The 15290-nt window shown below is 62.8% G+C and carries 14 protein-coding genes; 10 read left to right on the top strand and 4 right to left on the bottom strand.

Annotated elements, in window-relative coordinates:
• Window positions 1-5 precede the first annotated feature (5 nt).
• The 3 genes from mrdA to K420_RS0103845 are packed head-to-tail and all read left to right on the top strand — an operon-like array spanning window position 6 to window position 4020.
• Window positions 6-1916 carry a penicillin-binding protein 2 gene (gene mrdA, locus K420_RS0103835; RefSeq protein ID WP_027456884.1) on the top strand — a complete coding sequence of 637 codons (1911 nt, stop codon included), beginning with the start codon at window positions 6-8 and terminating at the stop codon, window positions 1914-1916.
• Window positions 1913-3025 (top strand): rod shape-determining protein RodA, encoded by a 1113-nt coding sequence (gene rodA / locus K420_RS0103840; protein WP_027456885.1) that lies wholly within the window; start codon window positions 1913-1915, stop codon window positions 3023-3025. The genes mrdA and rodA overlap by 4 nt, the downstream gene beginning before the upstream one ends.
• Window positions 3022-4020, top strand: a complete 999-nt coding sequence (locus K420_RS0103845) for a septal ring lytic transglycosylase RlpA family protein (RefSeq protein WP_027456886.1) — start codon at window positions 3022-3024, stop codon at window positions 4018-4020. The genes rodA and K420_RS0103845 overlap by 4 nt, the downstream gene beginning before the upstream one ends.
• A 10-nt stretch (window positions 4021-4030) precedes the next feature.
• On the opposite strand, the gene K420_RS0103850 is transcribed toward K420_RS0103845, so the two are convergent.
• Window positions 4031-4921 carry a response regulator gene (locus tag K420_RS0103850; protein WP_027456887.1) on the bottom strand — a complete coding sequence of 297 codons (891 nt, stop codon included), beginning with the start codon at window positions 4919-4921 and terminating at the stop codon, window positions 4031-4033.
• A gap of 234 nt (window positions 4922-5155) precedes the next feature.
• Between K420_RS0103850 and ubiU the strand changes: the two genes are divergently transcribed.
• From ubiU to ubiT, 3 genes are read left to right on the top strand one after another with little or no spacing between them, the layout of a single operon-like run.
• Window positions 5156-6163 (top strand): ubiquinone anaerobic biosynthesis protein UbiU, encoded by a 1008-nt coding sequence (gene ubiU / locus K420_RS0103855; RefSeq protein WP_027456888.1) that lies wholly within the window; start codon window positions 5156-5158, stop codon window positions 6161-6163.
• 10 nt (window positions 6164-6173) lie between these two features.
• Window positions 6174-7076 carry a U32 family peptidase gene (locus K420_RS0103860; protein ID WP_027456889.1) on the top strand — a complete coding sequence of 301 codons (903 nt, stop codon included), beginning with the start codon at window positions 6174-6176 and terminating at the stop codon, window positions 7074-7076.
• 2 nt (window positions 7077-7078) lie between these two features.
• Window positions 7079-7534 (top strand): ubiquinone anaerobic biosynthesis accessory factor UbiT, encoded by a 456-nt coding sequence (gene ubiT, locus K420_RS0103865; protein WP_027456890.1) that lies wholly within the window; start codon window positions 7079-7081, stop codon window positions 7532-7534.
• A gap of 31 nt (window positions 7535-7565) precedes the next feature.
• Here the strand turns inward: ubiT and K420_RS19570 are convergent, their stop codons facing one another.
• The 3 genes from K420_RS19570 to K420_RS0103880 all read right to left on the bottom strand — a co-directional run bounded on the left by K420_RS19570 (window position 7566) and on the right by K420_RS0103880 (window position 11813).
• Window positions 7566-8801 carry a SpoIIE family protein phosphatase gene (locus K420_RS19570; RefSeq protein WP_198293791.1) on the bottom strand — a complete coding sequence of 412 codons (1236 nt, stop codon included), beginning with the start codon at window positions 8799-8801 and terminating at the stop codon, window positions 7566-7568.
• Window positions 8802-8921: 120 nt separating this feature from the next.
• Window positions 8922-10754: a PHA/PHB synthase family protein gene (locus K420_RS0103875; protein ID WP_027456891.1), complete on the bottom strand. Its 1833-nt coding sequence runs from the start codon at window positions 10752-10754 to the stop codon at window positions 8922-8924.
• Between the two features lie 33 nt (window positions 10755-10787).
• Complete coding sequence (locus tag K420_RS0103880) at window positions 10788-11813, bottom strand: MBL fold metallo-hydrolase (RefSeq protein ID WP_027456892.1); 1026 nt, start codon at window positions 11811-11813, stop codon at window positions 10788-10790.
• A 99-nt stretch (window positions 11814-11912) separates the two neighbouring features.
• On the opposite strand from K420_RS0103880, the gene K420_RS0103885 reads away from it, so the two are divergent.
• The 4 genes from K420_RS0103885 to can all read left to right on the top strand — a co-directional run bounded on the left by K420_RS0103885 (window position 11913) and on the right by can (window position 15278).
• On the top strand, window positions 11913-12305 hold the full coding sequence (locus K420_RS0103885; RefSeq protein ID WP_027456893.1) for a MerR family transcriptional regulator: 393 nt from the start codon (window positions 11913-11915) through the stop codon (window positions 12303-12305).
• A 67-nt stretch (window positions 12306-12372) separates the two neighbouring features.
• Window positions 12373-12822, top strand: a complete 450-nt coding sequence (locus K420_RS0103890) for a PaaI family thioesterase (RefSeq protein ID WP_027456894.1) — start codon at window positions 12373-12375, stop codon at window positions 12820-12822.
• Window positions 12823-12898: 76 nt separating this feature from the next.
• Window positions 12899-14071, top strand: a complete 1173-nt coding sequence (locus K420_RS0103895; RefSeq protein WP_027456895.1) for an isovaleryl-CoA dehydrogenase — start codon at window positions 12899-12901, stop codon at window positions 14069-14071.
• A gap of 49 nt (window positions 14072-14120) precedes the next feature.
• A complete protein-coding gene (gene can / locus K420_RS0103900; RefSeq protein ID WP_027456896.1) occupies window positions 14121-15278 on the top strand; it encodes a carbonate dehydratase in 1158 nt (385 codons plus the stop codon).
• The last annotated feature ends 12 nt before the right edge of the window (window positions 15279-15290 follow it).

Raw genomic sequence — 15290 nt, forward strand, 5'->3', positions numbered from 1 at the left:
CGGACGTGGGTGACTTCAACAATCCGGAAGCCGATCTCGACCGGTTCCGTTTCCGGCTCGGCTTTGCCGCCGTCTTCGTCATCGTCTGCTTCGGCATCCTGATCGGTCGCTTCGTCTGGCTGCAAGTCATCCAGCACGATTTCTACCAGACCCGGGCCGAGGACAACCGCATCGCGCTGATTCCCATCGTGCCCAACCGCGGCATCATCACCGACCGCAACGGTATCGTGCTGGCCCACAACTACTCGGCCTTCACCCTCGAAATCACGCCCGCCCAGGCCGGCAATCTGGAAGAGACGATCAACACACTGGCCGAGATCATCGACATCCAGCCCAAGGACCGCAAGCGCTTCAAGCGCCTGCTCGACGAAGCCAAGAATTTCGAATCCATCCCGATCCGCACCCGACTGAGCGATGCCGAAGTCGCCAAGTTTTCGGCCCACCGCTATCGCTTCCCCGGCGTCGAGGTCAAGGCCCGCTTGTTCCGCCAGTACCCGCTGGGTACCGTCGCCTCCCATGCCATCGGCTACATCGGCCGGATCACCGAACGCGACCTGAAATGGATCGAAGACTCGGAGAAACAAGCCAACTACAAAGGCACCGATCACATCGGCAAGACCGGCCTGGAACAGCATTACGAATTTGAGCTGCACGGCGAGACCGGCTACGAGCAGGTCGAGATCGACGCCGGCGGCCGCGCCCTGCGCAGCCTGAAGCGCATCCCGCCGGTTTCCGGCAACAACCTGCAGCTGACGCTCGACATCAAGCTGCAGGAAATCACCGAAAAGGCCTTCGGTGATCGCAAAGGCGCCCTGGTCGCTATCGACCCCAGCACGGGGGGCGTTCTCGCCTTGGTATCGACCCCGACCTATGATCCCAACCTGTTCGTGGACGGCATCACACCGGAAAACTGGAAGGAACTGAACGACCACCCCGACAAGCCGATGATCAACCGGACGATCAACGGTGCCTACCCGCCCGGCTCGACCTTCAAGCCCTTCATGGCGCTGGCCGCGCTGGAGATGGGCAAGCGCACGCCGCAGCAGGCAATCAGCGACCCGGGCTATTTCACCTTCGGCAACCACACCTTCCGCGATGACAAGAAGGGGGGCCACGGTGTCGTCGATATGTACAAGTCCATCGTCCATTCCTGCGACACGTATTACTATGTCCTGGCCAACGACTTGGGGATCGACAGCATCGCCAAGTTCATGGGCTCCCTCGGCCTCGGCCAGCGCACCGGCATCGACCTCGGCAAGGACGACTCCGGTGAATCGAAGGGGGTGCTGCCCTCACCGGAATGGAAGAAGCAGCGCTTCAAGCGCCCCGAGCAGCAGAAGTGGTACGCCGGCGAAACCATTTCCATCGGCATCGGCCAGGGCTACAACGCCTACACGCCGATCCAGCTGGCCCAGGCGACTGCCACGCTGGCCAACAATGGCGTGATGTTCCGTCCGCATCTGGTACAGAACATCGTCGACACCAAGAGTGGCGAAAAGCGCCCGGTCGAGCCCAAGCCGTTACGCGACCTGGGCTGGAAGCAAAAGAATCTGGATGTGATCCACCGTGCCATGATCGGCGTGAACAAGGAGGGTACCGGCACCCGCGCCTTTGCCGGTGCCCCCTACAGCGTCGGCGGCAAGACCGGGACGGCCCAAGTCTTCTCCCTGAAGGGAGCCCAGTACAAGGAATCGGCCGTCAAGAAGCACCTGCGCGACCACGCCCTGTTCATCGCCTACGCACCGGTCGAGAATCCGAAAATCGCCCTCGCCGTGCTGGTCGAGAACGGCGGTTTCGGCGCCCAGTCAGCCGCTCCGATCGCCCGCATGGTGCTCGACTACTATCTGCTCGGCAAGCTGCCGGCCGGGGCTGCCCAGGAAGACAGCGAAGCCATCGAGGAGGAGCACGAGGAATGATGGATATCGTCGGCACCCTGCGTCGCACCTGGGCCAATGCCGTTGCCCACATCGACTTCCCGTTGCTGCTGATCACCGCCGCCATCATGGCCGTCGGCCTGGGTACGGTCTATTCGGCGACCTACGACAGCACGCACCGGATGATGTCGCAGGCCGGCAACATGGGGATCGCCCTCGTCGTGATGTGGGTCGTTGCGCGCATTCCGCCACAGAAACTGATGAGTTTCGCCATCCCCCTCTACATCGTCGGCGTCGTGCTGCTCATCGCCGTCTTCCTGTTCGGCATCAAGGTCAATGGCGCCCGGCGCTGGCTGTCGATCGGCATCACCCGCATCCAGCCGTCGGAAATCATGAAGATTGCCATGCCGCTGATGCTGGCCTGGTATTTCCACAAATATGAAGCAACATTGAAGCTCAGGCACTATGGCGTCGCCGCGCTGCTCCTGCTGCTGCCCTTCGGCCTGGTCGCCAAGCAGCCCGATCTCGGCACGGCCCTGCTCATCGGCGGCGCCGGTTTCTACGTCATCTTCTTCGCCGGCCTGCCGTGGAAGATCATCATCGGCCTGCTGGCCAGTGCCGCAGCGGCCGCCCCCATCCTGTGGAACATGCTGCACGACTACCAGCAGAAGCGCATCCTGACCCTGATCGACCCGACTACCGACCCGCTCGGCTCGGGTTATCACATCATCCAGTCCACCATCGCCATCGGCTCCGGCGGCGCCTTCGGCAAAGGCTTCCTGAACGGCACGCAAACCCACCTCGAATTCATCCCCGAGAAACACACCGACTTCATCTTCGCCGTCTATTCCGAGGAATGGGGCCTGCTCGGCAATGCCACACTGGTCGCGCTATACACCCTGCTCATCGGCCGCGGCCTGATGATCGCTTCGGCCGCGCCCACGACCTTCTCCCGCTTGCTGGCGGGTGCCATCACCCTCGGCTTCTTCACCTACGCCTTCATCAACATGGGCATGGTCAGCGGTATCCTGCCCGTAGTCGGCGTACCGCTGCCCTTCATGAGCTACGGCGGCACCGCGCTGATCACGCTGTTCCTGGGCATCGGTATCCTGATGTCGATCCAGACCCACCGCATGCTGGTCAAGAAATGATCCGCCTCGCCCTTGCCGCCTCGTTCGCTGTCCTGCTCGCTGCCTGCGGCGGCCCCGGTCCGCTGCGCGAACCGGCCGCCGAACCCGGCAAGGGGGAGGCAGCACGAACCCCTACTCCCACCAAAAAGCCAACCGCCGTCCTCAAGCGCGGCGGCGGCTTCTACAAGGATGACGGCCCGGCCGACGACATCCCGGACGGCCTTGACGACATCCCCGACGCCGAGCCGAAATGGGAACCCCTGCACAAGCCGGCCACCCGGCCCTATGTCGTGCTTGGCAAGGAATACGTGCCGAACACCAGCGTCAAACCTTATCGGACACGCGGCATCGCCAGTTGGTACGGCAAGAAGTTCCACGGCCAGAAGACGTCGATCGGCGAGCCCTACGACATGTTCGCGATGACTGCGGCGCACACCACGCTGGCCCTGCCGTCCTATGCCCGCGTGACCAATGTGCAGACCGGCAAATCGGTGGTGGTGCGTATCACCGATCGCGGCCCCTTCCACGCCGACCGCGTCATCGACCTGTCCTATACCGCTGCCTACAAGCTGGGCTTGATCAACGGCGGTAGTGGCCTGGTCGAAGTCGAGGCGATCATTCCGGGCGAGACGACCACCACGGCCTACGCCCAGGTCAGCCCGCCGCCCCGGCCGATCGCAACGGAAACCGACGATATCGAACAACTGGCGCGACGCATGGCCCAGGAAGAGCGCCCGGTCCAGACGGCGACAATGGCAGGAATGAGCGGCGATGCTGCCACTCAGAAGGGCGTTTACCTGCAGCTGGGGGCTTTTTCCAGCGCCGAAAATGCCGAAAACCTGAAAAGCCACCTGCAACGCGAACTGGACTGGCTAAGCGAACCCATGCAGGTCAATGCCGGTGGCGGCATCCACCGCCTCCACCTCGGCCCTTACGCCAGCCGCAGCGAGGCCGAAAAGATGGCGGAAAAAATCCGCCTGGCACTCGGCTACCGACCGACTTTCGTGACGCGCTGACCCTCTCGGTTCAGCGCTCGACGCGGGCGACGACGACGTTGCCCTTGCCCTGGTACTCCAGCGCCGCAAAACTCATCATTTTCGCCATGGCGATACCGCGGCCATTCGGATCGAAGGCGCGGTCCGGATCAAAGGTCAGGAACTTGCTCCATTCGAAGCCATCGCCCTGGTCGGTAATGGTGAAAGTCACCGCCTCTGGCCCTCGCTCGACCCGCACGGTGGCGAAACGGCCATGGAATTGCGGCAGGGCGAGGCGGCGCTTGATTTCCGCCTCCCAGTCACCTTCCCACTTGAGCAGCGATTTCTCCTGATAGGTGACGCCAAGATTGCCGTGTTCGACAGCGTTGACCATCAGGTCGGACAGCCCCGGCGCCACGATGTCGGGCACCGGACACATGGCGGCAAGTACGGGCACCAGGGAACTGACATCTTCCAGCGTCTCGAAACGGTATTCGACACTGCGGATCAGCGCCTGGGCCTCTTCCAGGTGAGCCGCCCGGCTACGCAACAGGCTGCGTACGCGACGGTCCTCGAGCGCGGCACGGACGATGGAGATCAGTGCTTCCGGTTCGTAGGGCTTGGTCAGGTAATAGTAGGCCCCGGCCTCGAGACCCTCGCGCACCTGGTCCGGCGACGACGCCGCCGTCTGCATGATGACCGGAATATCGGCAAAACGCGCTTCCCGCTTCATGCGACGCAGCAGTTCCATCCCGTCCAGGTCGGGCATCATGCGGTCGAGTACGACCAGCGAAAAATTGCTGTCCGGTGCGCTCAGGCTGGCCCATGCTTCAAGCGGGTTGCTGTGCAACTCCAGCTCGATATCTTCCTGCGCGAGAAACTCCTCGATGATGAACAGGTTCAACTGCTCATCATCCACCACGAGGGCACGTTCCTTGTTCATCGCTCGCTCTCTCCATTACCAGGCGCCATTACCGGCATTCGGCTGGGCACTAATCATACCGCAATGCCGGCCGATGATTTCCTCTGCCTGCCCCTCCGGCCAAGCTACTGCGAAGCGGCAGCAAAACCCGCCCGGCAGCCAGCGTGGCGTGGCGCGCCACCGCGTTTGACCAGGATCAATGGCAGGCAACCTGGGCTGGCTATACTCCCTTTCTTGCTATTCCGGACTCCCTCCATGAGCCCCCTGCCCGATCTCGTCTGTCCGGCCGGCAGCCTGCCGGCCCTCAAGGCAGCCGTCGATAACGGCGCCGATGCCGTCTATCTCGGCTACAAGAACGACACCAACGCCCGCAACTTCGCCGGCCTCAATTTCGACGCCAAGGCCATGGCCGAAGGGATTCGCTATGCCCAGGCCAAGGGCCGCGAAGTGCTGATGGCGATCAACACCTTCCCGCAGGCCGGGCGCAGCGCCGACTGGCACAAGGCCGTCGACGGCGCGGTCGACCAGGGGGTCGACGCCATCATCCTGGCCGACATCGGCCTGCTCGACTACGCCCGCAACAAGCATCCGCAGCAGCGTCTGCACCTGTCGGTCCAGGGTTCGGCGACCAGCTACGAGGCGATCAACTTCTGCCAGCGCGAATTCGGCGTGCACCGCGCCGTGCTGCCGCGCGTGCTGACGCTGGCCCAGGTTGAGCATGTGATCAAGAACACCACGGTCGAGATCGAGGTCTTTGGTTTCGGCAGCCTGTGCGTCATGAACGAAGGGCGCTGCTGGCTGTCGTCCTACGCCTGCGGCGAATCGCCGAACACCGTCGGCGCCTGCTCGCCGGCCAAATACGTCAAGTGGGACAAGAAGCCGGGCACCATGGAAACCCGTCTCAACGGCATCCTGATCGACCGCTTCGGCGACGACGAGCCGGCCGGCTATCCGACCCTGTGCAAGGGCCGTTTCGAGGTCCAGGGCGAAACCTATTATGCGCTGGAGGAGCCGACCAGCCTGAACGTGCTGGAACTGCTGCCGGAGATCATCAAGATCGGCGTCAAGGCGATCAAGGTCGAGGGCCGCCAGCGCAGCCCGACCTATGTCGCCCAGGTCACCCGCACGCTGCGCGCCGCACTCGACAGCCTGCGCAACGGCAGCGAACGCTTCCACGTCAAACCGGCCTGGCAGGCCGAACTGGCCAAGGTTTCCGAAGGCAGCCAGGCGACGCTCGGCGCCTACAACCGGCCGTGGCGCTAAGGACTAGGATATGAAGCTCTCCCTCGGACCCCTGCTCTATTTCTGGCCGAAAGCCGAAGTCATGGAGTTCTACGCCGAGATGGCGCAGAACCCGGCGATCGACATCATCTATGTCGGCGAAGTCGTCTGTTCGCGCCGCCAGCAATTGCGCACCGCCGACTGGATCGGCCTGGCGCGTGACCTGACCGATGCCGGCAAGGAAGTCGTCGTTTCGGCACAGGCCCTGCTCGAATCGGAAAGCGACCTCAAGGCGCTGCGCCGCCTGATCGACGACGCGGGTTGCAAGCTCGAGGCCAACGACCTCGGTGCCGTCAACCTGGCGGCCGGCAAGGATTTCGTCGCCGGGCCGCACCTCAACATCTACAACGAGGAAACGCTGGCCACCTTTGCCCGCTACGGCCTCAAGCGCTGGGTGCCGCCGCTCGAAGCGACGCGTACGCTGGTCGACACCCTGCACAGGACCCGCCCGGCCGGTGTCGAAACCGAGGTTTTCGCGTTCGGCAAAATACCGCTCGCCTTCTCGGCCCGCTGCTTCACCGCCCGCCACTACGGCCTGAACAAGGACGACTGCCAGTTCAAGTGCCTCGACCACGCCGAGGGCCTGACATTGAAGACGCGTGAGGGGCAGGACTTCCTGACCATCAACGGCATCCAGACCATGTCGGCGCAGAGCTACAATTTGCTGCACGAAATCCCCGACATGCTGCAGATGGGCATCGACATCGTCCGCCTCAGTCCTCAGAAGGCGCATTTTGGCGAAATCATCGCTGCCTTCGACACCGCCCGACGCGGCCAGCCGGTACAGGCGGACACCCGCAACTGGAGCGAATGCGGCCTGGTCGACGGCTATTGGTTCGGCGATGCCGGCATCAAGCAGCACCACACGCAGGCCCTGGAAACCCTCGGAGCATGAGCATGAGCGCCCAATTCACCATTCCCAAGTTCAAGCTGCCTGGATTCATCGCCAGCATCGGCCAGAAGCTGCCGCAGTGGCCGCACGCCCTGGCGCTGGTTGCCGGCCTGAATGCCGCGCTGAAAATGAAGCTGCTGCCGGAAAGCGAGCTGGATGCCCTGGCGGACAAGCTGTTCCGCGTCCGCATCCTGGATACCGGCGGCGAGGCCACCTACACCTACCGCAACGGACTGTTCCGCCCGGTCTTCCGTCCCGAGCGCGAGCCCGACCTGGCTTTTGCCGCCAACCTGTCGGCCTACCTGCAGATGCTGGCCCGCCAGGAAGATCCTGACACCCTGTTCTTCAATCGCGAACTGGAAATTACCGGCGATACGGAACTGGGGCTGATCGTCAAGAACATGCTCGACGCGATCGAGTGGCCACAATTGTCAGCCAAGCTGCCGCTGCTCCGCCACTGAGTCTGCGCCACGCCGGTTGTCGGCCGGTATCTCAAGAACAGTCGATGCCCAGCATCGACATGTCGTCGTGGGCGACGGTGCCCTGCAAATAGCGCTGCATCGCCTGGCCCAGCGCCGTAACCATGGTTTCCCCCGACAGAGCGCCTTCCAGCGTGGCAATCAACCGCGCCTCGCCAAAGGCCACACCATCGGTATTGCAGGCCTCGACAATGCCGTCCGAAACCAGCATCAGGCGGGATGGCCGATCCCACGTGAATGACTCGATGCTGCCGGCAATCTCGCTGGCTTTCGATATCCCCAACGGCAGGTTGCTCGACTCGAAGCGTCGTGCCAGTTTGCCTTCGGCGTCGAACATCAGGGCGTTGGGTACGCCCCCCACCCAGATTTCGCCCTGCTTTGCCGGCTCGTCGAGAACGACAAAGGCAGCCGCGACGAAGCGGCCAAGCGCCAGGGAATTGGCCAGCAGGAAGTTGATCGACTCGATCATCACAGCCAAGGGTGTCGACAGATCGACCAGGCGATAGAACTCCTGCACCATCGGCAGCACGCTGACCGCCGCCGACAGGCCGTGCCCCGTGGCGTCGGCCAGGATGGCATACAACCGGCCGGCCGGCGAGCGCGCCGCGAGAACCATGTCCCCCGAGAAATTGTTGGCCGGAATCACCGCATATTGCACGCCGGCCTGGGCCATAAGGTCACTGCGGACCTGGTGCTCGAGAATGCGACGGGCCAGTTCCGTTTCGCGCTGCTGCTCCTCGAAATGCGCCTTGAGCTGGCTGGCCTGCTCCTCAACCTTGATCTGGGCCACATGTTTTTCGGTGATGTCGCGCAGCATTTCGATGACAGCGATCAGGCGGCCGGATGCATCGAACACCGGCCCGGCATCGATCGCCAGATAGAGGTGCTGGCCGCGCCGCGGCATCCAGCACCAGTTCTCGGCATGAACGCCGTAGCTCGGCTCGCCGGGTTTGTCGGCGGCGGCATACAGGGTCGCCATCTGCTCCAGTGCCGACATCGCCACGAGATCGGCCAGGCAGGGGCGTGACTCCTCGTAGAACGCCTTCCAGTGGTTGCGGGTGCCGACGACTTCACTGGACGGAATGCCGGTCAGCCGCTCGCAGGCCCGGTTCCAGATTACAACCTTCTGCTCGGCATCGAGCACGAAGGTAGGCACCACCAGGTGTTCCATCAGCGAGATGGCAAATGCCAGATGGCTATCCGGGCGAGCCACCTCCCGATCGTTGCCGGCCTGCATATCCTGCGCCATGCGCTTGCACTCCATGTAACCGCCTAGGATGGGGCAAGCTTACGCCAAGCCATTCGCTCCACCCCGGACAAATGAAAAGGGAGGCCGAAACCTCCCCTGGAACAACCGTATCAAATCGCCTCAGCTCTGCTTCTGCGCGTCGAGGCGGAACTTCACATAGCTGCCCGGCGCATCTTCAAGCGCCTTGAGCGGGCCGGCATCGGGTTGGCGCGCCTTGACCTTGGCGGTGCCCCCCGGCAGGGCCGTCACCCACTCGTGCCAGTGCGTCCACCACGAACCGGCATGCTGGGTGGCGCCGGCCAGGAAGTCGTCCGGGCTTTCCGGCAGGTTGCCGTCAGTGGCGTCATTGGTCCAGTAGCCATACTTGTTGGCGGCCGGCGGATTGACGATGCCGGCGATGTGGCCAGAGCCGCCCAGCACGAACTTGGTCTTGCCGGATGGCAGGCGAGCGCCCATGTAGGTGCTCTTCCACGGGGCGATATGGTCTTCGATGGTCGAGATGAAGTAGCACGGGGTCTTGACCTTGGTGATGTCGATCTTGACGCCGCCCAGCGTGATGCCGCCCGGTTCCTTCAGCTTGTTCTCGAGGTACATGTTGCGCAGGTAGAAACTGTGCATCGCTGCCGGCATGCGGGTCGAGTCGGAGTTCCAGTAGAGCAGGTCGAACGGGAACGGGTCCTTGCCCATCAGGTAGTTGTTGACCACGAAGGACCAGATCAGGTCGTTGGCGCGCAGCATGTTGAAGGTGCCCGCCATTTCGGAGCCCTCCAGGAAGCCGCGCTTGCTCATCTTCTTCTCCAGTCCCTCGATGGTGCCCTCGTCGAGGAAGACGGAGAGCTCGCCCGGCTCGGAGAAATCGAGCATGGTGGTGAAGAAGGTGGCGGAATTGACGCGCTTGTCCTTCTTGGCCGCCATGTAGGCTAGGGTGGTCATGGTCAGCGTGCCGCCGATGCAGTAGGCGGCGAGGTTGACCGAGTCCTCGCCGGTCTGGTTGCAGACCTGGCTGATCGCCTCGATCGTGCCTTTCAGCATGTAGTCCTCGAAGCTGGTCTGGGCCATCTTCTCGTCCGGGTTGACCCAGGAGATGATGAAGGTGGTGTGACCCTGGTCGGTCGCCCACTTGACCAGCGAATTCTTGTCGCGCAGGTCAAGGATGTAGTACTTGTTGATCCACGGCGGCACGATCAGGAAGGGCTTCTTGTACTGCTCGGTGGTGGTCGGGCTGTACTGGATCAGCTGGAACAATTCGTTCTGGTACACCACCTTGCCCGGCGTGGTGGCGACGTTCTTGCCCATCTCGAAGGCCGCCGTATCGGTCATGCGGATGCGCAGCTGACCGTCCTCGTTCATGTCATGCAGCAGGTTGTTGAGGCCCTTGATCAGGTTCTTGCCGTGGCTCTTGACCGTTTCGCGGAAGACCTCCGGATTGGTCAGCGCGAAATTGGACGGCGACAGGGCGTCGATGTACTGACGGGTGAAGAAATTGACCTTCTGCTGGGTCGACTCGTCGAGGCCTTCGGTGCCGGCGACGGTGTCATGGATGTGGCGGGCGGCGATGAGGTAGGACTGCTTGACGAAGTCGAACAGGAAATGCTGCTCCCAGTCCTCGTCCTTGAAGCGCTTGTCACCCTTGGCCGGGGCAGCGACCGGAGCGGCACCGGGCATGCCCATCATCTTCATCATGGAACCCTGCCACAGCGAGAAGTAGTCCCACATCATGTTCATCTGGGTCTGGGCCAGCTTGTACGGGTTGGCCATCAGGCGGGCCGACAGGTCCATGAAGGCACGAGCGACACCCATTTCGTCACTCGGCGCCTCGACTCCGTCCTTGGCCTTCTTTTCCATGTACTGGGTGATGATGCGCGAGGCGCGCTGGGCGACTTCGGCATAGGTCTTGGCCATTTCGGCCGGATTGGGCAGGTTCAGGCCCTGGTCTTCGGTTTGCTGCGACATCTTCAGACTCCCTCTCTGTCAGTGCGCGGCGGATCAGTGTCCGGCCCGCGAATAGCGAATCACTCCATCGGCACCGCAAACGCGCGATAACCGTCCAGCTTGTTCCAGGTAGTTCAGATGGGCAATCGCTTCCCCCATCGCGAACATCGTTTGGTGTGTATCGAGCTGCCGGTTGAACAAAGTCTCCAGCAATTCGGCTGCGCTCTTCGGCGCTTGATCACAGCTGTTCTCCAGGGCCTGCAGTCTTTCTTCGTGATGTGCGTGCAATGCCGTCACCCTCTCTTGCACCCCAGTGAAGGGCAGCCCGTGCGAAGGCAGCACGAGCGTTTCACCCGGAATTTCCGTCGCCAATTCATCCAGCGATGCCAGATACCAGCGCAATGCATCTGCCTCGGGCGTAGCGGCAAAAACGCTAATATTGGTAGAAATCCTCGGTAAAAGCATGTCTCCAGAAATTAACACGCCAAGTTCGGCACAGTAAAGCGCCACATGTTCCGGGGCATGACCATGACCGATCACGATCTCCCAGCGCCGACCATCGATGCAGACGGAATCGCCTGCCATCAGGCGGTTGTAGTGTTCGGGCAGCGACGGAACGGCCTTGCGGTAGCCGGAACCGCGCTTCTCGAACTTGGCCAGGCGTTCGGCGTCGAGCCCGTGCTGGCGGAACTGTTCCACCATGAAACGGGCGCCATGGCCGCCGACTTCATTCCACACGACATGGGCGGTCAGAAATTCGCCCGTACTCATCCAGAGCGGCGCGCCGGTCCGTTCCATCAGCCAGGTCGCCAGGCCGAGATGGTCGGGGTGGAAATGGGTGACAAGCAGCTTCGTCACCGGCCCGTCGAGCCGGTCGAGGATGCCCGACCAGGTTTCCCGGACGTGATCCTCGGGAAAGCCGGTATCGACGATGACCCAGCCGTCGCCGTCACGCAACAGCCAGAGATTGATGTGATCGAGTTGGAAGGGGAGCGGCATGCGCAGCCAGAAGACGCCGGGCGCAACCTCAGTGAGTTCGCCCGCAGCGGGCGGATGGGGGTGGGGATAATGCAGGGACATGGGGGGCTCGGAGGGGGTGAATCAGCAACTTACCATACGGTAGCGGATTGAAAAAACCCCCCGCTTCTGATTTACTCTGCCGCACCGACAGGAGACAAAATGAGCCAGACCGGCCCCACTTTCGCGATATCCGACCTCGCCCGCGAATTCGACATCACCCCGCGCACGATCCGCTTCTGGGAAGACCAGGGCATCCTGGCGCCGCAGCGTGAAGGCAACAAGCGCATCTTCACCCGTCGCGACCGGGCCCGCCTGAAGATGGCCCTGCGCGGCAAGCGCCTCGGGCTGAGCCTGGCCGAGATCAAGGATCTGATCGGCATGTACAACTCGACCGAGGACGAAACCCCCCAACTCCTCGAATGTCTGCGCGTCATGGAAAAACGCCGGGCCGCCCTGCAGCAGCAGCGCGAGGACATCGAGGCCATGCTGGCCGAAATCGACCAGTTCGAGGCGCAATGCCAGCAGGAACTGGCGCGCCGCGACGCGTGCTGATTTTCTTGCGGCAGCAAGTTGACGTTTACGTAAACGTAAATAAAATCCTGCTACCGAGGAGATGATCATGGCCCCCAAAATTCACGACCCGCAGTTCGCCGACCGCGTTCGCGCCAGCTTCGCCAAGCAGCACGCGATGGATCTGATCCACGCGACACTGCCCGTCGTCGAACCCGGCTTGACGGAAATCCACCTGCCCCACTGGTCCGGAGTCGAGCAGCAGCACGGCTTCGTGCATGGCGGGGTGGTCGGCATGATCGCCGATTCGGCGGCTGGCTATGCGGCGATGACCCTGGTCTCGGCCAGCGCCTCGGTGCTGACGGTCGAATACAAGATGAACCTGGTTGCCCCGGCCGACGGCGAAAAACTGGTTGCCCGCGGCAAGGTCGTGCGCCCGGGCCGCACCTTGATCGTGACGCAGGCCGAGGTGTTTGCCGTCAAGGATGGCAAGGAAACCCTGTGTGCGCTGATGCAGCAGACCATCATGGTCATGCACGGCAAGGTTGAGAAAGGCTAGTTTTCAGTCCTTAGTCGCCGGAAACGACCATGCTGGCGACTAAGGACTGGCAACTAACAACTAGACGGAGACAAACATGAATATTCCCAGCCTCGACTTCGGTCTCGGTGAAGACATCAACCTGTTGCGCGAAGCGGTCAAGGCCTTTGCCGACGCGGAGATCGCGCCGCGTGCCGCGGAAATTGATCGCGTCAACGAATTCCCGGCCGACCTCTGGAAGAAGTTCGGCGACATGGGCCTGCTTGGCATGACCGCCGGCGAGGAATACGGCGGGACCAACATGGGTTACCTGGCCCACATCGTCGCGCTGGAGGAAATCTCGCGCGCCTCGGCTTCGGTCGGCCTGTCCTACGGCGCCCATTCCAACTTGTGCGTCAATCAAATCCGCCGCAACGGCAACGAAGCCCAGAAGCAAAAATACCTGCCCAAGCTGATTTCCGGCGAGCACGTCGGTGCCCTCGCCATGTCCGAGCCGAATGCCGGTTCCGACGTGGTGTCGATGAAACTGCGCGCCGACAAGAAGGGCGACCGCTACGTACTGAACGGCGCCAAGATGTGGATCACCAACGGCGGCGACGCCGACACCCTGGTCGTCTACGCCAAGACCGATCCGGATGCCGGCGCCAAGGGCATGACCGCCTTCATCGTCGAAAAGGGCTTCAAGGGCTTCACCCACGGCACGCACCTCGACAAGCTGGGCATGCGCGGCTCCAACACCTTCCCGCTCTTCTTCGACGATTGCGAAATCCCTGAGGAAAACGTCCTGGGCGGCGTCGGCAACGGCACCAAGGTGCTGATGTCCGGTCTCGACTACGAACGCGCCGTGCTGTGCGGCGGCCCGCTCGGCATCATGGCTGCCTGCATGGATGTCGTCGTGCCCTACCTGCACGAGCGCAAGCAGTTCGGCCAGGCGATCGGCGAATTCCAGCTGATGCAGGGCAAGGTGGCCGACATGTACTCGACCTGGCAGGCTACCCGCGCCTACGTCTATGCCGTGGGCCGCGCCTGCGATGCCGCCGATCACGCCCGCACCCTGCGCAAGGATGCGGCCGGCGCGATTCTCTACTCCGCCGAGAAAGCGACCTGGATGGCCGGCGAGGCGATCCAGACGCTGGGCGGCGTCGGCTACACCAACGAATATCCGACCGGCCGCCTGTGGCGCGATGCCAAGCTGTATGAGATTGGAGCCGGCACCTCGGAAATCCGTAGAATGCTGATCGGTCGCGAACTTTTCGCGGAAACCGCCTAACACGCTCCCGCCGGCGCCCCGGCCAGGGGCGCCACCGGAGTTGAACAGCATGAACGTAAGCATCCGCACCCTCACCGCCAACGATACCGAAGCCCTGGAACAGGTTCGCCAGTACTTCCGCAACTACGCGGCCTGGCTGGGCGTCGACCTGTCGTACCAGAACTTCGACCAGGAAATGGCCTCCCTGCCCGGCACATACGCCGAGCCGCAGGGCCGGCTGTTCTTTGCCGAGGATACGGGCCGTCCGGCGGGTTGCGTCGGTGTCCGGCCGCTGCCGGGCAGCGAGGGGGTCTGCGAAATGAAGCGCCTGTATGTCGATCCGGAGATGCGCGGCCGGGGCATCGGCGCCCGGCTGGCGCTGGCGGCGATCAAGGCGGCCAAGGAAATTGGCTATCGCAAGATCCTGCTCGACACCCTGCCCAACATGCGCATGGCCGTGAAGCTCTACCGCGAGCTGGGCTTCACCGAGGCCCCGAATTACTACGCGACGCCAGTCGAGGGCACCATGTTCATGGCGCTCGACCTCGACAACTGGTCGGAAGAGGAAGTGCGCAACGAGAACCTGTCGCACCTCTTCGACTTCAACCGCGCCTGGGCGCGCCAGATGAGCCAGGTCGACCCCGGCTACTTCGACCGCCTGAACGACTTGCAGGCACCGGAATTCCTGTGGATCGGCTGCTCCGATTCACGCGTGCCGGCCAACCAGATCGTCGGCCTGCTGCCTGGCGAGGTTTTTGTGCACCGCAACGTCGCCAACCTGGTACTGCATACCGACCTCAATTGCCTGTCGGTCATCCAGTACGCCGTCGATGTGCTGAAGGTCAAGCACATCATGGTCGTCGGCCACTACAACTGCGGCGGTGTCGCCGCCGCCCTGCACAAGACGCGGGTCGGCATCGTCGACTTCTGGCTGCACAACGTCCAGCAAGTACATGCCAAACACTCCGCCCTGGTCAACAGCCTGCCGGAAGCACAGCGCCATGACCGCCTGTGCGAGTTGAACGTGCTGGAACAGGTCGTCAGCCTGTGCAATACCCCGGTCGTCAAGGATGCCTGGGCGCGCGGCCAGCGGCTGACCGTCCACGGCTGGATCTATGGCCTGAAGGACGGCCTGGTGCACGACCTCGGCATCACCGTCGACCACCTCGAAGAATTGCCCTCGCGCTACGAGGCGTCCTTGCGCGCCCTCGAATGCCGGGACTGTTGAATAACTAACCAC

The organism is Dechloromonas agitata is5 (assembly GCF_000519045.1).
Taxonomy (GTDB): domain Bacteria; phylum Pseudomonadota; class Gammaproteobacteria; order Burkholderiales; family Rhodocyclaceae; genus Azonexus; species Azonexus agitatus.